The sequence below is a fragment of the Sagittula sp. genome, assembly GCF_052825245.1.
This window is the reverse complement of sequence record NZ_JBRBWD010000033.1, coordinates 148288-165763: the sequence shown is the minus strand read 5'-3', so window position 1 is coordinate 165763 and position 17476 is coordinate 148288. Positions and strand designations below refer to the sequence as shown.

The 17476-nt window shown below is 68.3% G+C and carries 16 protein-coding genes and 1 tRNA gene; 8 read left to right on the top strand and 9 right to left on the bottom strand.

The annotated features are described in order from the left end of the window. Nucleotides 1-178: 178 nt before the first annotated feature. From ACU0DV_RS14970 to ACU0DV_RS14960, 3 genes are read left to right on the top strand one after another with little or no spacing between them, the layout of a single operon-like run. Nucleotides 179-1411 (top strand): mandelate racemase/muconate lactonizing enzyme family protein, encoded by a 1233-nt coding sequence (locus ACU0DV_RS14970; protein ID WP_446242507.1) that lies wholly within the window; start codon nucleotides 179-181, stop codon nucleotides 1409-1411. A 59-nt stretch (nucleotides 1412-1470) separates the two neighbouring features. Then, nucleotides 1471-1803, top strand: a complete 333-nt coding sequence (locus ACU0DV_RS14965) for an ArsR/SmtB family transcription factor (RefSeq protein WP_100927942.1) — start codon at nucleotides 1471-1473, stop codon at nucleotides 1801-1803. Beyond that, nucleotides 1790-3232 (top strand): amidase, encoded by a 1443-nt coding sequence (locus tag ACU0DV_RS14960; RefSeq protein ID WP_446242508.1) that lies wholly within the window; start codon nucleotides 1790-1792, stop codon nucleotides 3230-3232. Before ACU0DV_RS14965 ends, ACU0DV_RS14960 begins: the two co-directional genes overlap by 14 nt. Before the next feature lie 57 nt (nucleotides 3233-3289). Here the strand turns inward: ACU0DV_RS14960 and ACU0DV_RS14955 are convergent, their stop codons facing one another. Continuing rightward, nucleotides 3290-5188 (bottom strand): acyl-CoA synthetase, encoded by a 1899-nt coding sequence (locus tag ACU0DV_RS14955; protein ID WP_446242509.1) that lies wholly within the window; start codon nucleotides 5186-5188, stop codon nucleotides 3290-3292. Between the two features lie 147 nt (nucleotides 5189-5335). Between ACU0DV_RS14955 and ACU0DV_RS14950 the strand changes: the two genes are divergently transcribed. From ACU0DV_RS14950 to ACU0DV_RS14940, 3 genes are all read left to right on the top strand, one after another. Then, nucleotides 5336-5635: a DnaJ family domain-containing protein gene (locus tag ACU0DV_RS14950; RefSeq protein ID WP_100930853.1), complete on the top strand. Its 300-nt coding sequence runs from the start codon at nucleotides 5336-5338 to the stop codon at nucleotides 5633-5635. A gap of 56 nt (nucleotides 5636-5691) precedes the next feature. After that, nucleotides 5692-6882, top strand: coding sequence for a class I SAM-dependent methyltransferase (locus tag ACU0DV_RS14945; protein WP_370311825.1), 1191 nt, complete (start codon nucleotides 5692-5694; stop codon nucleotides 6880-6882). 64 nt (nucleotides 6883-6946) lie between these two features. Continuing rightward, nucleotides 6947-7609, top strand: a complete 663-nt coding sequence (locus ACU0DV_RS14940) for an SOS response-associated peptidase (RefSeq protein WP_100927946.1) — start codon at nucleotides 6947-6949, stop codon at nucleotides 7607-7609. Nucleotides 7610-7612: 3 nt separating this feature from the next. Here ACU0DV_RS14940 and ACU0DV_RS14935 read toward each other — a convergent pair whose 3' ends face one another. The 6 genes from ACU0DV_RS14935 to ACU0DV_RS14910 form a co-directional block, all read right to left on the bottom strand. After that, nucleotides 7613-9409, bottom strand: a complete 1797-nt coding sequence (locus ACU0DV_RS14935; RefSeq protein ID WP_446242510.1) for a hypothetical protein — start codon at nucleotides 9407-9409, stop codon at nucleotides 7613-7615. 95 nt (nucleotides 9410-9504) lie between these two features. Next, on the bottom strand, nucleotides 9505-10416 hold the full coding sequence (locus ACU0DV_RS14930; RefSeq protein WP_446242511.1) for a hypothetical protein: 912 nt from the start codon (nucleotides 10414-10416) through the stop codon (nucleotides 9505-9507). Next, a complete protein-coding gene (locus tag ACU0DV_RS14925) occupies nucleotides 10417-11730 on the bottom strand; it encodes a TRAP transporter large permease (protein ID WP_100927948.1) in 1314 nt (437 codons plus the stop codon). Nucleotide 11731: 1 nt separating this feature from the next. After that, a complete protein-coding gene (locus ACU0DV_RS14920; protein ID WP_100927949.1) occupies nucleotides 11732-12256 on the bottom strand; it encodes a TRAP transporter small permease in 525 nt (174 codons plus the stop codon). Between the two features lie 79 nt (nucleotides 12257-12335). Next, the gene (locus ACU0DV_RS14915) at nucleotides 12336-13313 is read right to left on the bottom strand and encodes a TRAP transporter substrate-binding protein (protein ID WP_100927950.1); all 978 of its coding nucleotides are present in this window, start codon (nucleotides 13311-13313) and stop codon (nucleotides 12336-12338) included. Nucleotides 13314-13343: 30 nt separating this feature from the next. Further along, nucleotides 13344-14585, bottom strand: a complete 1242-nt coding sequence (locus ACU0DV_RS14910; RefSeq protein WP_446242512.1) for an NAD(P)/FAD-dependent oxidoreductase — start codon at nucleotides 14583-14585, stop codon at nucleotides 13344-13346. Nucleotides 14586-14664: 79 nt separating this feature from the next. Here ACU0DV_RS14910 and ACU0DV_RS14905 point away from each other — a divergent pair, with 79 nt between their 5' ends. After that, entirely contained in the window at nucleotides 14665-15375 is a 711-nt protein-coding gene (locus ACU0DV_RS14905) for an aspartate/glutamate racemase family protein (RefSeq protein WP_446242513.1), read from the top strand. On the opposite strand, the gene ACU0DV_RS14900 is transcribed toward ACU0DV_RS14905, so the two are convergent. Beyond that, entirely contained in the window at nucleotides 15372-16436 is a 1065-nt protein-coding gene (locus ACU0DV_RS14900; RefSeq protein ID WP_100927953.1) for a methylglyoxal synthase, read from the bottom strand. The genes ACU0DV_RS14905 and ACU0DV_RS14900 overlap by 4 nt on opposite strands. Beyond that, a complete protein-coding gene (locus ACU0DV_RS14895) occupies nucleotides 16426-17190 on the bottom strand; it encodes a bifunctional hydroxymethylpyrimidine kinase/phosphomethylpyrimidine kinase (protein WP_446242514.1) in 765 nt (254 codons plus the stop codon). The genes ACU0DV_RS14900 and ACU0DV_RS14895 overlap by 11 nt, the downstream gene beginning before the upstream one ends. 72 nt (nucleotides 17191-17262) lie before the next feature. Between ACU0DV_RS14895 and ACU0DV_RS14890 the strand changes: the two genes are divergently transcribed. After that, nucleotides 17263-17336, top strand: a tRNA-Gly gene (locus ACU0DV_RS14890). Nucleotides 17337-17476: the final 140 nt, after the last annotated feature.

Below are 17476 nucleotides of genomic sequence, written 5' to 3'. Positions count from 1 at the left end.
CCCCCCCCCCCCCCCCCCCCCCCCCCCCCCCCCCCCCCCCCCCCCCCCCCCCCCCCCCCCCCCCCCCCCCCCCCCCCCCCCCCCCCCCCCCCCCCCCCCCCCCCCCCCCCCCCCCCCCCCCCCCCCCCCCCCGGTCGGGTCGCGGGACGCGGCCCGAAACCATGCAGGAGCACAGCCCATGATCCTCAAGGACCTCGACATCATCGTCACCGCCCCGCCGCACCCCGGCTGGGGGGGCCGCTACTGGATCCTCGTCAAGCTCACCACGGATGACGGCATCACCGGCTGGGGCGAATGCTACGCCGCCTCGGTGGGTCCCAAGGCCATGACCGCGGTGATCGAGGATGTCTTCAAGCGCTACGTCGAGGGCGAGTCCGCCGAGAACATCGAACGCATGTTCCGCCGCGCTTATTCCTCGGGCTTCACCCAGCGCCCCGACCTCACCGTCATGGGCGCCTTCTCGGGGCTGGAGATCGCCTGCTGGGACATCCTCGGCAAGGCGCGCGGGCGCCCGGTCTGGGCGCTGATGGGCGGACTGATGAACGAACGCATCCGCGCCTACACCTACCTCTACCCGCTGGCGCAGCATAACCTCTCCGACTTCTGGACCGCCCCCGACCAGGCCGCCGAAGCCGCCGCCGACTGCGTCGCGCGCGGCTTTACCGCGGTGAAGTTCGACCCCGCCGGCCCCTACACCATGCGCGGCGGCCACCAGCCCGCCATGTCCGACATCACCCGTTCCGTGGCCTTCTGCCGAGATGTGCGAGAGGCGGTGGGCGACCGGGCGGACCTGCTCTTCGGCACGCACGGGCAGTTCACCACGGCGGGCGCCATCCGGCTCGGGCAGGCGATCGAGCCCTACAATCCCCTGTGGTACGAGGAACCGATCCCGCCCGACAACCTGCTCGAGTTCGCCCAGGTCGCAAGCCAGGTCCGCATCCCCATCGCCACCGGCGAGCGCATGACCACCCGGTCGGAGTTCGCCACCCTCCTGCGCACCGGCGGCGCGAAGATCCTGCAACCGGCGCTTGGCCGCGTCGGCGGTCTCTGGGAGGCGAGGAAGCTCGCCGCGCTGGCGGAGTCGTTCAATGCCGAGATGGCCCCCCACCTTTATGCCGGTCCGGTCGAATGGGCCGCCAACATCCAGCTCGCCGCCTGCATCCCCAACCTGCTGATTGCCGAAACCATCGAGACCGATTTCCACCACCGGCTCATCAAGGGATCGATCCGGGTGGAGAACGGCTTTGTCGCAGCGCCCACCGCCCCCGGGCTCGGCATCGAGGTGGACGAGGACCTTGCCCGCGCCCATCCCTACACCGGCAACGATCTGCATCTCCAGATGCAGGATGAGCCCTGCAACTATGCGGAAGGCAACCGATTCCAGGGTGGCGCGCCCGCCCATGACGAGTAATCTCGCATTTTCCGAATCACCCGGCTATACAGTCCCGAGACCGGACCCAGGACCTGACCATGGACCAGAAAGCCCCCCCGGCGCCGCCGGAAGAAATGGAAGCCAACGCCCGCAACGCCTCTGCGTTCCTCAAGACGCTGGCGCATGAAGGCCGCCTGATGATCCTCTGCCACCTGGGTGGGGGCGAGAAATCCGTCGGCGAACTGGAGGAACTCTTGGGCATCCGTCAGGCCGCGGTCAGCCAGATGCTCGCCCGCCTGCGCGAAGAGGGGCTGGTGGTCACCCGGCGCGAGGGCAAGACGATCTACTACAGCCTCGCGAACGAGAACACCTCGCGCGTGATCGCGCTTCTGTACGAGATGTTCTGCGCAGCGCCCGATGCCGACTGCTGAGACGGCGGGATTCACCGGACACGACCTGTGCCGTCTGACGGCGCGCGACGTGGTGGCCCTGCTGAAATCGGGTCAGGTCTCCACCGCCGAACTGATCGACGCCAGCCTGAGCCGCATCGCGCAGACCTCTCCCGCGATCAACGCCATGGTCACCACCTGCGGCGACCGGGCCCGTGACGCGCAGCCTGACCACGACAGCCTGCTGGCGGGCCTGCCCGTCGGCATCAAGGACCTGACCGATGTCGCGGGTGTGCGCACCACCTACGGCACCCCGGCGCTGGCCGACAACGTGCCGAAGGCCTCCGATCCTATGGTCTTGCGCATGGAGGCGCGCGGCGCGGTGGTGATCGGCAAGACCAACACCCCTGAAATGGGCGCAGGCGCCAACACCTTCAATGCCGTCTTCGGCGCCACCCGCAACCCGTGGGACACGCGCATGAACCCCGGCGGATCGTCGGGCGGGGCTGCGGCGGGCCTTGCCACCGGCGAAGTCTGGTTGAGCCAGGGCTCCGACCTCGGCGGCTCGCTCCGGACCCCGGCCAGCTATTGCGGTGTCGTGGGGCTGAGGCCGTCGCCGGGACTGGTCGCTTCGGCTGCCGGTGCGGACACCTTCGACGCTTTCGGTGTCGACGGTCCCATGGCCCGGAACGTGGCGGACGTGGCGCTCTTCCTCGACGCGATGACGGGCTTCGACCCCGTGTCCCCCCTTTCGCATCCGCCCTCGACGGACAGCTATCTGGGCGCCTGCCTCGCAGCGCCGGGCCATGTGCGCATCGCCTTCTCGCCGGACCTCGGCGGGCTCGCCCCCGTCACGTCCGACATGGCGCAGATCCTCGCCCGGGCGGTCGCGCGGGTTCAGGCCCCCGATGTCGCGGTGGAGGAGCATCAGCCGGACACCCGCGGTCTCGACCACGCCTTCCGCACCTTCCGCGCGCTCGGCATGTGGACGTCGCATCAGGTCCGGCCCAAGCGCATCTCGCAGCACTTCAAACCGACGCTGGCCGAGAACATCCGCACCGGCGGCACGTTGACCGTCGACGACATCGCCAGGGCCAACGTGACCCGGTCGCGGCTTTACGCGCAGATGCGCGGGCTCTTCGGCAGGTTCGACGTGCTGGCCTGTCCCGTCACCGGGCTGGCCCCGCTGCCGTCAGAGGTCGAGTATCCCACCGAAGTCGCCGGTCAGCCCTGCCGCGATTACCTCGACTGGCTCAGCTTCGCCTTCCTCGCGTCCACATGCGGCCTGCCCGCGCTGTCGCTCCCGGTGGGGTCGACCTCCAGCGGCCTGCCGGTCGGGCTGCAACTGATCGGCCCGCCGCGCGGCGAGGCGCGGCTGCTTCAGGTCGCCCGCCGCCTGGAAGAGGCGCTGGCCCTGCCGCTGGCGCCCATCGATCCCATCGTGCGCCACGACAACACCCAAGCGGCGTGACAGACCCGCAGAGGGTCCGTCATCTGCATGCAGAGGAACCGCAGGAGGCGGCGCGCCTCACTCCGCCGCCACGTCCTCCTCGACCCATTCCCACGGTCGGGTGAAGCCGCCCAGCACCGCGCCGACCTCGGCCTCGGTGTTGCCGTTGGGGGCCACCTGCGCCACCAGCCCGCGCGACTTGTCGTCGACGACCTTCTCGACCCGCGCGGCAACACCGGCCTTTTCCAGCGCGCCGTTGTAGACGCGCGTGATCGCCAGCTTGCGCAGGTCGGGCTTGAAAACCTTGCCGACCGCCGTCTTGGGCAGTTCGTCGAGGATGGTCATGTGCTTGGGATGCGCCGCGCGTTCGTGGACGTGCACCTTCGCATGTTCCAGCAGCTCTTCCTCGGTCACGGTTGCACCGGCGACCAGTTCCACGAAGGCGCAGGGCAGTTCGCCCGAATGCGCGTCCGGCTGGCCGATGGCCCCGGCAAAGGCCACCGCCGGGTGCGCCAGCAACGCCTCCTCGATCTCGGCCGGATCGATGTTGTGGCCGCCCCGGATGATCAGGTCCTTCGCCCGTCCGGTGATCCAGAGGTAGCCGTCCGCGTCCAGCCGCCCCAGATCACCGGTGCGCAGGTGCGTGCCCCAGTGGAACAGGTCGACGTTCTTGGGCTCTTCCGTGTAGGTTTTCCCGGCGTAGACGCCCGGGTTCGACACGCAGATCTCGCCGATCTCGTCCGTGCCGCAGATCACCGGCTGGCCGTCGCGCACCTTCGTGATCTTCACGTCCGTGTAGGGGAAGGGAATGCCGACGGAGCCGACCTTCTTCTCGCCCTCGGGCGGGTTGACCGACACGAGGCAGGTCGCCTCCGTCAGCCCGTAGCCTTCGCAGATCGTCACGCCGCAGGCGCTCTCGAACCGCTTGAACAGCTCCAGCGGCATCGGGGCCGAGCCGGAGAACGCCGTCTTGATCGACGAGATGTCCGCATCCACCTTGCGCTGCATCAGCGCCGACACGGCGGTCGGCACAGTGATGACGAACGTGGTCTTCCAGCGCTCGCAGAGCTTCCAGAAGTTGTCCATCACACCTTCGCCGCGATAGCCGGCGGGCGTCGGAAACACGACATGCGCCCCCGAGCAGACCATCGCCATCAGGATGACGTGGCACGCGAAGACGTGGAACAGCGGCAGCGGGCACATCACGCTGTCTTCCTCGGTGAACAGCAGAGTGTCGCCAAGCCAGCCGTTGTAGATCATCCCCGAATAGAGGTGCTGCGCGACCTTCGGCATGCCCGTGGTGCCGCCGGTGTGGAAGTAGGCCGCCACCCGGTCCTTGCCGCCGTCCTCGAAGGTCAGCGTCTTGGGCTGCTTCTTCATCTCCGCGCGGAAGCACTTGTAGTCCGCGTGCCGCGTGCCCGGCATCTTCGGACGGATCAGCGGCACGATCCACTTCTTCGGCGGCGTCAGGTAGCGGTTGAGGTCGACCTCCAGCACCGTGTGCACGTTGGGCGCATGGCGCACGGCCTCCTGCACCTTCTGCGGCACGTCGGTCTTCGGGAAGGGCTTCAGCGTCACCACCACCTTGGCGCCGGTCTCGCGCAGGATGGCGCCGATCTGCTCCGGCTCCAGAAGCGGGTTCACCGGGTTCACGATGCCCGCCACCATGCCGCCCAGAAGGGTCGAGACCGCCTCGTTGCAGTTCGGCAGGACGTAGGCGATCACGTCCGTCTCCTCGATGCCGAGGCTGCGGAACAGGTTCGCGGCCTGTGCGGTGCGGTCCCGCACCTCGGCCCAGGTCATCGTCTCTGCCTTGTCCTTCGGTCCCGACAAAAGCTGGTAGCTGACCGCCGGGCGCTGCGGGAACTTGTCCGCCGTCCGGCAAAGCTGGGCCCAGACCGTCTTCGGCAGCCCCAGATCGTGCCAGGCGCCCTGCGATTCGATGGCGTTGCGGTCGTCCATGGTGGCGTAGCCCATGAGCGCATTCTCCTCCCCTAGTCCTCGCCTCCAGTCTTGGCCTTCCCCGGTGCATCGCGCAAGAGCAGTGGACGTCGGGGAAAACACCCGGTGACGCTGCGTTCCGGAGATCTGGGCAACGCACAGGGCACGGTTTATGTTGGGATCATGGACCATCCCCTGATCGACCTCATCTCTGCAAAGATCCGCGCGGCCGAGGCGGAAGGCGCGTTCGACAACCTGCCGGGCGCGGGCAAACCCCTGCCGCCCTGCGACGATCCGGAGAACGCCGTCCTAAACCGGATCATGAAGGAAAACGGCGCGGTTCCTGAGGCGGTCTCCGTCTCGAAGGAACTGGCCCGCCTCCGCGAGGAACTGCGCGAGACCGGCGACCGGACCGAACGGCAACGGATCATGCGCGACATGGCCCTGCTGGAAACCCGGCTGGAGATCGCCAGGCGCCGCTAGGGCTGGCCATCGCGGGCGCGATCGGGCAGGACACTGCGGCAGTCGGAGGGCAAGGCATGGTCACGGTCAAGGAACAGTACGAGGTCTATCCCTACCCCGCCCGAGACCCGGAGGACGAGCGCACGCGCCTGATCACCGGCTCCCCCTCAAGGCCCACCGAAATCGACCACCACCTGTTCGGCGGCGCGCGCGACTGGTCGCAGCCGCTGCGCGTGCTGGTGGCCGGCGGCGGCACGGGCGACGCGCTGATCCAGCTGGCCACGCTGATGACAAAGGCCGGTGCACCCTACGAGATCACCTACCTCGACCTCTCCACCGCCTCGCGCGGGATCGCCGAGGCACGGGCCAAGGTGCGCGGCCTCACGGGCATCACCTTCCACACCGGCAGCCTGCTCGACGCCGGGGACTTCGGGCCCTTCGACTACATCGACTGCTGCGGCGTGCTGCACCACCTGCCCCGTCCGGAGGACGGCTTTGCCGCGCTGCGGGGCGCGCTGGCACCGGGGGGCGGCATGGGGTTCATGGTCTATGCGCCCTACGGCCGATCCGGGGTCTATCCCCTGCAGGAGGCGTTCGGCGCACTGCTGGACGGTCTGCCGCCAGAGCAGCGCCTCTCGCGCGCGAAGGAGATCGTCGCCGCGCTGCCGAAGGGCCACCCGTTCGCGTCGAACCCGCTGCTGATGGACCACGAACAAAGCGACGCGGGGTTCTACGACCTGCTCCTGCACAGCACCGATACGCCCTTCGACGTGGCGCGCCTCCTGGACACCTGCGCGGCGACCGGCTGGCGCCTGCAGGGTTTCGTCACGCCCGCCCTCTACGACCTGTCGCGCATTGCGGAGGTCCCGGCGGGGATGGACTCGGACACCGCCATGGCCGTGACAGAGAAGCTGCGCGGCACGATCCGCAAGCATGTGGGTTACCTCGTGCCCGCCGATGAGGACCGCCCCCTGCCGAAACCCGGCCGCGCCTCGCTGGTGCCGCGCCTGCAACTGCCGCAGCGGCAACTGGCGCAGGCCGTGGCACGCGGTCAGACCCCGCCGGTGGAGGTCGATGGCGTCAAGGACAAGCTCGCCCTCCCGCCCGAGGCCGCACCGCTGATCGCCGCCGCAGACGGGCGCACGCCGCTGTCGCGCATTGCCGCCGGCGCCGGGCTGGACCCGCTGCGCTTCGGCGCTCTCTGGGGCAAGGTGCACCGGGAGCTGACGGACTGGGGGCTGCTGCATTACAGCGGCTTCGGGCTCTGACGGTTTGATTTCCGGCGGCGCGCGATAGATCATCCGGCAAGGATCTGCCCCTGGAGGATACGCCATGTGCGGTCGTTTCGCCGTCACCCTGCCCCCCGACGCCATGGCGCAGCTTTTCGCGGCCGTGCCGTCGAACGACCTGCCCGATGTGCCGAACTTCAACGTCTGCCCGACGAACCAGGTGCATGTCGTCATGAGCGACGAGGGGCGCAGGCTGGTCGCCATGCGCTGGGGTTTCATCCCGCACTGGTACAAGAAGCCGAACGACGGGCCGCTGCTGATCAACGCGCGGGCCGAAACCATCGCGGAAAAGCCCGCCTTCCGCGCTGCCTGCCGCGAACGCCGCTGCCTTGTCCCCGCGACCGGCTTCTACGAATGGACGAAGGATGAGGAGGGCAACCGGCTGCCCTGGTACATCCATCCGGCGGACGACGGCCCGTTGGTCTTTGCCGGGGTCTGGCAGGACTGGGCGCGCGACGACCTGTCCTTCCGCACCGTCGCTATCGTCACCTGCGGCGCGAACGGGTCGATGTCGCGCATCCACCACCGGATGCCCGTGGTGCTGGCCCAGGACGACTGGGGCAAGTGGCTGGGCGAGGACGGACACGGCGCGGCCAGCCTCATGCAGCCCGCCCCCGAGGATGCGCTGGCCTTCCATCGGGTCGCGCGCGAAGTGAACTCCAACCGTGCCTCCGGACCGGAGCTGATCGAACCCATCGACGCTTGAACGCTAGCCCAGCAGGAACAGCAGCGGCAGCAGCCCGGCCAGCCAGAGGCCACCCATGTCGCTGCCGCCCTCACCTTCATCCTCTTCGTCACTGTCCGGGGATGCACCCCCGCCGTCGGACGGCGCATGCGCGCCGTCGGCGAGCGCATCCATCAGCCCCTGCCCGTCCCGGTCGCCGGAGGCGCCGTCATCCGTTTCGTCGTCCGGATCGTCGGTGTCGTCCGCGGGCACCGCGACGGCGTCGGAGGACACACGCGGGCTGCCCGTCTGGGCGAAGACGTCGGCGAAATCGTTGGTGGGCACCACGTCGGTCAGCCGCACCTGCATGATCTCTCCGGGCGCCAGCAGGGTCTCGATCAAGCCGTCGACATGAAGGTCGTCCGGGTCAGGATGCTCTACCGTGGCGCGGCTTTGCGTGTTGCCGGGACCGTCGCCCCGGGCGACACCCAGCACGGTGATTTCCATCTCGCCGAAGCCTTCCACGAGGTTCGAGATGTCGACCTCGCTGTCGACCAGCCCCCGCTGCAGGTTCGAGGTGAAGTAGAACAGCATGTCCTGCCCGTCGGCAAAGGCGTGCACGTCCATCTCGGTGGTGTGCATCTCCGTGCCGCGCTCGTCCTGCGGGGCGAAATCCAGCATCCGCATCCCCGGCAGGTTCTCCGACAGCATGGAGAACATCTCTCCGGGGGGGGTGGTCTCGTCGAACTCCCGCCCCAGTGCCAGCGCGGTCGGGGTGTTCTGGATCAGCGGCCAGACCTGCGCCGAGGCCACGTCCATCCGCATGAATTCCTCGACCTGTTCCAGCATCTCCTGCGCCTGCCAGAGCCCGTAATCGCGGGTGTCCTCGAAGGCGTTCGTGTTGGATTTCTGGTTCCACTCGGTGACGTGGATCTCCAGTTCCGGGTCGATGGACTGCCAGTGCTCCTCGATCTGTTCAAGCTGGTACCAGCGCGAGTGCTCGACCACAGGCGCGCGTGAATAGACGTGGGCGATCACCCCGTCGGTCGCGGCCATGGCGTCGTCGTCGAAATGCGACAGGAGGATCTCGTTGTTGATCTCCGTCCAGTCGATGTCGCCGTTCGGGTAGATCACGCTCTCGTCCAGCGAGAGGCCGTAGGCGGCGTTCACCTCTGCCACCACGTCCGCCGGGGCCATGCCCGCGTAGTCGTCGGACAGGTCGGAATGGCCGAAGTTGGTGCCCACCTGCACCAGCACGCCGACTTCCGCTGCATCCGGGTCTGTCTGCGCGAGGTCGTTCAGCGTGCGGTCGATGATCTGCGCCATGCCGGCAGCCAGCCGCCCGTATTCGGCGGCGTTCATCTCGCCCGAGCCCCAGTATTCGTTGCCGATCTCGAAGGCGGCGACGCGGGCATCGCCGTATTCCCCGCCGACCACGTCGCGCACGAAGCCGGTCAGCACGTCGCGGTCGATGGCGGGCATCCGGTCGCCGTTGGCGTCCAGCGCCGTATCCGACAATTGGTCGCGCGTCGGGATCACGATGGTCAGATCGCGTCCCGTCTGCTCGGCGTAGTCCATGATACCGGAGAGCGGGATGAAATCCACCTCCCTCCCCAGATCGGGCGAGAATACCCGGGCCGCGTCCGGATCGCGCAGGCTGAACATCTTTTCCGTCAGCGAACCGCCCGGGTATCGCAAGCCGGTGACGCCCAGTTGCTCGATCGCCTCCGCGTAACTGCCCGGCCCCATCATGTGGGCGCGGGGGGCAAGGACATTGCCGCCGAAAAGGGCCGGGTGCGCGGCAGAGCCGGTCGCGGCGTCGGGTGTCGTCAATACAGGCATGATCGTCCCACTCGGTCGTGCGTTTGGCGGCACGTTGATGCAAAAGTGGAAACGATCTCTCTATATCGGGAGGAATGTCTCTAAATTACAAACTATTAACCACGTCCCACGCGGGCGAGGACGTAAGGCGTCAGGTACATCGGGATCTGGTAACATCCGATGAAAAGCATGACGGGGGCCATCGTCTCGGGCGGGAGGGCCAGAAGGTAGAGCGCGATGTTGCGGTTGCCCGCCACGACCGACAGTGACATGCGCTCTCCCATCGGCCACCGGCGCAGCACCAGTGCCGCCGCCCCCTGAAGCCCGAAGTTCACCGCCACGGCGATCCCCAGCCAGAGGGCAAAGCGGCCGGGCGCATGGCGCAACGCGTCGGCAGCGGGCGACATCAGGCCCAGCACCATCAGCGTCATCACCAGAGCCGACAGCCCATCCATGATCGAGATGGCACGCGGCGTTCCGGGCACCACGCGATGCGCCAGAAGGGCGAGGCCCCCGGCGCCGAGGATCAGCACCAGCAGCCGGGCCACCGCCATGGTCACCGCCCAGGGGTCGCCGCCGATCTTCAGGACGGAGAGGACGATCCACGCCGTCAGCGGCAGGAGCGCCGTGCCCAGCACCAGCATGCGCAAGGCGGGGGCCGGGTCTCCGCCACCGAGGGCGGCAAGGTTCGGGCTGCCGGTGACCGAGGGCGCCGCCGTCACCAGCAGCAGCGCCAGAACCGCCGGATGCCCGATGATGCCCAGCACAGCCGCGATCCCGGCCAGCGCCAGTGGCAGCGCCACCTGGTAGGCCGCGATCAGACCAAGCGTCTCACGGACCCGCAGTCCGGCCACGCCGACGCGGCCCGTCGCCCCCACACGGAGGGCGCCGAAAAACAGCATCACGGCGATCAGGTGTGGCAGCCACGGGGCAAAGATCGCGCCCGCGCCGGGAAACGCCAGCCCGGCGACCAGCCCCGCCACCAGCATCAGGCGTCCCTGCCGGCCAAGCCATTCGAGGAATGCCACCTAGCCTCCGGGCCGCGACCGGATGTTGTCCGGCAGCCATGTCGCCAGTTCCGGCACCGCGATCAAGACGAAGACCATCAGCACCATGATCAGGAACATCGGGAACGCCGCCTTGGCGATGAAGCCCATCTCGTGCTGCGTCATCCCCTGCAGGACGAACAGGTTGAAGCCGATTGGCGGGGTGATCTGCGCCATTTCGACGACCACGACGATGAAGATGCCGAACCAGATCAAGTCGATGCCCGCCTGCCGTACCATCGGCTCCACCACCGCCATGGTCAGCACCACCGACGAGATCCCGTCGAGGAACATGCCCAGCACGATGTAGAAGACCAGCAGCACCATCAGCAGCTCGAACCGGCTGAGCTCCCAGCCCGCGATCAGGTCCGCCAGCCCGCGTGGCAGCCCGGTGAAGCCCATCGACAGCGACAGGAAGGCCGCGCCCGCGAGGATCAGCGCGATCATGGCAGAGGTGCGGGTGGCGCCCATCAGGCTCTCGGTGAAGGTCCTCCAAGTCAGCGACCCCTGCAGTGCCGCCAGTGCCAGGCTGCCGATCACGCCGAAGGCCGCCGCTTCCGTCGCGGTGGCAAAGCCCAGGTACATCGACCCGATCACCAGCACGATCAGGCAGATCACCGGCGCGAGGTAACGCGAGTTCCAGAGCCGTTCACGAAAGGTCATCTCCGGCTCCGCATCCGGGTTCCAGCCCCGCGAGAACCGGCTCATGACCGCGACATAGGCCATGAACATCAGCGCCAGCACCAGCCCCGGCAGGATGCCTGCAAAGAACAGCTTGGAGATCGATTCGTTGATCGTCACGCCGTAGACGATCAGGGTCAGCGAGGGCGGGATCATCAGGCCCAGCGTCGCGGCCCCTGCCAGCGTGCCGATCACCATCTTCTCCGGGTAGTTGCGCTTGCGCAGTTCCGGGATCGACATCTTGCCGACCGTGGTCAGCGTCGCCGCCGAGGAACCGGACACAGCCGCGAAGACCGTGCAACCGACGATGTTGGTGTGCACCAGCCCGCCCGGCAGCCCCTTCATCCAGGGCGACAGACCGCGGAACATATCCTCCGACAACCGCGTGCGATAGAGGATCTCGCCCATCCAGATGAACAGCGGCAGGGCGGTCAGGGTCCATGACGAGGACGCGGCCCAGATCGTCGTCATCATGGTGTCGCCCACGGGGCGGGTGGTGAACAGTTCCATCCCCACCCAGGCCACGCCCATCAGCGCAAGGCCGACCCAGACGCCCGATCCGAGGAGGGTGAACAGCACGAAGAGGAACAGCAGGATGATCGAGATGTTCTCCATGTCACTCTCCGAAGCTCTGATCCATGCGGTCCTGCACGATCCGGGACTTGCCGCCGAAGATCAGCGACAGAAGGTTGTCGGTCAGGGCGACGGCAAAGATCACCGCCCCCACCAGCACGACGCTTTGCGGGATCCACAGCGCGGTGCGGTCCTGGCCCTGGCTGACCTCGTTGAACTTCCACGACCAGTAGACGAAGCGGTAGCCGTAGTAGACCACGTACCACGCCACCGCCGTGCCGATGGCAAAGCACCAGATGTCAAGCCAGCGCCGCGCGCCCTCCGGCAGCGCGTTCAGGACCAGCGACACGCGGATGTGGCTGCCTTGGTTCAGTGCATTGCCGAAAGCGAGGAAGGAGGCCGCGGCCATGAAATACCCGGCGTATTGCGGCACGCCGGGAAAGACTTCGCCGGTCCAGCGCGCCAGCATCTGCAGCACGATCAGGACAAGGATCGTCACGAGGCACAGCGCCGCGGCCACCCCGGACAGGCGGTAAATGAGGTCGAGCAGGCGGCGGAGCGCAGCCACGGGCGGTCTCCTTCAAGGATGAGGGGAACGGTCGGCAAGGGGCGCGGCCCGGAGGGTGTCCGGACCGCGCGGGGTCTGCTTACTGCATGGCCTTGAAGGCGTCGACGATGGCCGCGCCCTGATCGCCGGCCTCTTCCAGCCAGTCGGAGGTCATGGTCGCGCCGATCTCCTGCAGCTCGGCCTTCAGCGTGTCGGAGGCCGGCGCCACGGTCATGCCGCCCTCGCGCAGGCCGTCCATGGTGAACTGCGTGTAGCCCTTGGACTTCTCGAGCCCCTCCGCCTCTGCCGTGGCAGCACAGTCCTGGATTACCTTCTTGTTCGCATCAGAGACGCCCGACCAGGTGTCGGCGTTGACGATCACGTAGTTGCGCGGCAGCCAGGCGTCGACCTCGTAGAAATAGTTGAGCGACTCCCACACCTTGCGGTCGTAGCCGGTGGCCCCGGACGACACCATGCTGTCCGCCACACCGGTCGCGAAGGCCTGCGAGATTTCCGCCGCCTCGATCTGCACCGGCAGCATGCCGGTCAGTTCCGCCAGCCGTGCGGTGGCGCTGTTGTAGGAGCGGAACTTCACGCCCTCCATGTCGGCGACGGAATTGACCTCGTCACGGAAATAGAGCCCCTGCGGCGGCCACGGAACGGAGTACAGCAGGACGAGGTTCTGCTCTGCCAGCACCTCCTCCAGCGGCCCCTTGGCGGCTTCCCACAGCTTCTCGGACGCATCGAAGGAGGTGGCGAGGAAGGGCACGGAATCGAAGCCGAAGATCGGGTCCTCGTTCTGGTGGCTCGACAGCAGGCGCTCTCCGATGGGCACCTGGCCGGTCTGCACCGCGCGCTTGATCTGGTCGCCGGGGAAGAGCGAGCCGGACGGATGGGTCACGATCTCGATCTCGCCGCCCGTGCCATCGGTCACGCATTGGCCGAACTCGGCGGCGTTCTCGGAATGGAAATTGGTGGCGGCATAGGCCAGCGGCATGTCCCATGTTTCGGCAATGGCCCCGGTCGAGGCAACGGCGCTGACGGCCGTGGCAGCCAGGATGGTGCGCATCTTGGTCATCGGTAGAACTCCCTGTCTTGTTTTATGAACTCATTGAAACCGCCCCGGCGAATAGGGTGCAAGGTCTATGTTGGGCATTCGGCCAGAGATCACCTGCGCCAGAAGCCGCCCGGTCTTCGGTCCGCCCGTCAAACCGACATGATCGTGACCGAACCCCGCATAGGCGCCGGGCGCGTCCGGGAAGGCGCCGATCACCGGCAGGGAATCGGCCATCGAGGGGCGGTGCCCCATCCATTCGACCTTTTCCTTCCAGGTGATGCCGGGGATGGCGCGGCGGATGTTGTCTTCGAGCAGGGCAAAGGGCGCGCGGGAGGGCTCGGCCTCCAGCCCGCCGAATTCGACGATCCCCGCCAGCCGCAGCCGCCCGTCCATCGGCGTCGCCACGAACTTGCCCGAGGCGACCATGACCGGCGCCTTGGGCATCACCGACGGCTCCCACAGCTCGAGGTGATAGCCCCGTTCGCTTTCCAGCGGGACCTTCGCGCCCAGCTTTGCCGCCAGCTTGGCCGACCACGCGCCCGCCGCCAGCACCACGGCGTCGCAGGTCAGGGTCTCGCCGCCCACCCGCAGACCGATGACGCGCAGGCCGTCGCGCACCACGTCGCTGACCTCAGCCTTCAGGATCTGGCCGCCTTGGCGTTCGACGTGGGCGGCCAGCGCCTTCACATAGGCGCCGGGATCGCTGATCCGCCCGTGACCGCCCAGCCGGACGGCACAGCGCAGGTCCTGGCCGAAGCAGGGGTCGTAGGCGGTGAAATCCTCGTCCTCCAGCACGTCCCAGTCCCAGCCTGCCTTGCGGCGCACCTGCCAGTAGGCGGCATCCACCTCGAACTGTCGGCGGGTCGGGTAGACGTAGAGGTAGTCGGAGGGCACGACGAACCGCTCTGCCCCGGTGCCTTCTGCCAGAGCGAGGTGGTCGTTCAGGCTGTCCCCGATGATCGGCGCGATGGCACGCGCACGGCTGGCCACCCCTTCGGTCGTGGCGTGACGCATGTAGCGCAGCAGCCAGGGCATGAGGCGCGGCAGGTAGCCCCACTTCAGGAACAGCGGCTGGCGCGGATCGAACAGCATCCGGGGCGCCATCTTCCACAGCCCGGGCACCGGCACAGGCACGACGGAGGCAGAGGCCAGCACCCCGCCGTTGCCGTGGCTGGTGCCCTCTCCCGGACCGCGCTGGTCGATCAGCACCACGCGGTGCCCTTCGCGCTGCAGCCAGACCGCCGTGGACACCCCGACGATGCCCGCCCCCACAATCGCTACCGTTTTCGTCATGCCACCCCCGACCGTTTGCGCGGACCTTGCGAAGGGACCGACCGCGTGTCAACGAGGTCGCGTGCCGCCGGAGCCAGCCATGTCCGATACCTCCCCGTTCGACGCAGCGCCGATCGGCATCCTGATGCTCGATTCGCGCTTTCCCCGCATCCCGGGCGACGCAGGCAATCCGCTGTCATGGCCCTTCCCGGTGGCGATCAGGGTGGTGCGCGGCGCCTCTCCGCAACGGATCGTGCGCGAGGGCGGGGGCGACAGCCTTGCCGCCTTCATCGACGCCGCCCGCGCTCTGGTCGACGAGGGCGCCGTGGGCATCACCACGACCTGCGGGTTCCTCTCGCTGTTCCAGCAGGCGCTGGCAGAGGCCGTGCCGGTGCCTGTGGTGACGTCCTCTCTGGCGCAGGTGGAGATGGTGAACCGCATGCTGCCCGCGGGCCGCGTCGCGGGCATCCAGACCATCGCGGCCTCGTCCCTGACTGCGCGACACCTCGCCGCCGCCAACGTACCGGCGGGCACACCCATCGGCACCACGGAAGGCGGGCGGGAATTCACCCGCGCCATCCTGAACGACGAACCGACATTGGACGTGGCGCTGGCCCGGCAGGACAACGTTGAGGCCGCCCTCGCCCTGCAAGAGGCCAACCCGCATCTCGGCGCCATCGTCCTCGAATGCACCAACATGGTGCCCTATGCGCCGGACATCGCTGTGGCGACGGGGCTGCCGGTCTATTCGATCCACACGCTGGTGCGCTGGATGCACATGGGGCTCTGCCCGCCGCGCTTCGCCGTCTAGGGGATCAGCCCGGCCAGCAGGGCATCAGCCGCCGACGGTGACAGCGCCAGCGGCGTGTCATGGTAAATCGCGAGCCGGGTCAACGCCTGCAGGTCGGCATCCCCCACGTAGCCGGAACCGGGATCGGCGAAGAACACCACCGCGTCCAACTCCCCCGTGGCAATCAGCGCGCCAAGCTGCTGGTCGCCGCCGAGCGCGCCCCGTTGCAGCCGCTGCACGGTCAGGTCCGGGGCGGCCTCTGCCACCATCCGGCCCGTGCCGCCGGTACAGATCAGCCGCTGCCCGGCCAGTGCCCTCGCATGCCGCAGAACCCACGCGCGCAGGTGTGCCTTGCGGTTGTCGTGCGCGACGAGGGCAATCCGGCGCGGCGCGCGGGAGAACCGTCGCGCCCGCGCCGTGATACCCAGGATGGCGCGGACCTGCGCCGCGAAACCCTCTGTCTCCGCCGGGAACACCCCGTCGAGCGCCGCCGTACCCACGGTGAAACCCGCCGCCCCCGCCTCTGCCACCGCCTCGACCCGAGCCTCGCTGTCGATGGACCCGGCCATGATGACCGGCTTTTCGACCGCGCCGCAGACCTGCGCCATCAGCCCCGGCACGTCGCCGTCGAAGCGATAGGCCAACAGGTCCAGGCCATGCACGTATTCGAGGTCGCACAGGCGGCGGGCGGAGTCGGCGATCGCTTCTGCCGGGCCTTCCAGCACGGACGGATGCCCGACGATGCGGCCCGGGAAGGGATAGTAGCGCAGGGGGTGGTGGCGGATGACCTCCGTCACCTCCGCCGCGCGGGTGCCGCCCAGCAGGCAGTCCACGTCCAGCGCCACGGCGGCGCGGGCCGAGGCCAGCTCGCTCTCGGCGTCGAGGCTGACGACCTCAAGGTAGGACCGGCCCCCGGCCGCGCGGATCGCCTGCGCCAGCCCCTTCAGGTCTTCGAACGGCAGCCCCACGTCCTTGAAGCCGATGTGCCGCACGCCGCCTTCCAGCGCCTCTTCCAGCCGCGCGCGGGCGTCCGGGATGGTACGGTCGTTCGACGTCAGCATCAGGATGAAATCAAAGGCCATGTGGTTCCCCCTCAAGCGGCGCGGCCCGGGTCCAGACCGCCGCCGTCTCCGTGATCCTCAGATGTGGCGCGCCGAGGCTTTCCGCGATCAGCGCCTGCAGATGGCCCAGTGCCTGTCCCGTCGCCACACCCGCCGCGATCAGCGCGGCCAGCACGTCGCCTGTCCCCTGCGGCACCCCGTCATGCCGGGGCACAACGTAGCGGACAGCGGCGGCCTGTGACAGGTCCAGCACGCCCAGCTCCATTGCTGTGACCCCGTGCGAGGTCACGATGACACGCGGCACGGATGACGCGACCTCCCCGAGCCAGCCCTGTTCGAAGGCGTTCGGGGTCAGGATGTCGGCGCGGGGCACCAGCGTGTCCCTCATGCGCCCTGCCGCCTCGGCGTCGATATAGAGCCCCTTCGGCGCGTCCCCCATCACCGGATCGACGACGACCCGCGCCACGCCGATGCCGCGCATGCGGTCCACCAGCCGCGCCCCGAAATCCACATGCTCCGCCGTGGGCAGGTAGCCGGTGAGGACGGCATCGTGGCCTTCGAGGAACCCGTTCCGGTCCAGCGCGGCGACCATGTCCTCAAGCTGTCCGACCGGCACCTTCGCCCCCGCCACGGCGGCGAAACCCGGATGGTTCGACAGCATCACTGTGGGCAGGACGGTCGCGGTATGCCCCAGCGCCTGCAACGCCGGAATCGCCGCCGAAGCGCCCACATGCCCGCAGGCCACCATGCTGGACAGGATCAGAACCCGGGCCATGTTCCCCCGCACCGGACGGTCCCATAACCGTCTTGACCGTTTCGACGGGTTGGCCTAGGACGGGGCACCCGAGCGGGTATAGCTTAATGGTAAAGCCCCTGCCTTCCAAGCAGGTTATCTCGGTTCGATCCCGTGTACCCGCTCCATTCCCATCGCCGAACGCCTGCCGCCGCGCACCCTATGCCCGTCTCCGACGATGGCTGAGCGCAGCGCCTGTTGCGCCATTGCCCCGCGTCCTCAAGTCGCTTGACCCGGACGCCTGCCGTGGCCACAACGCCACACGCGC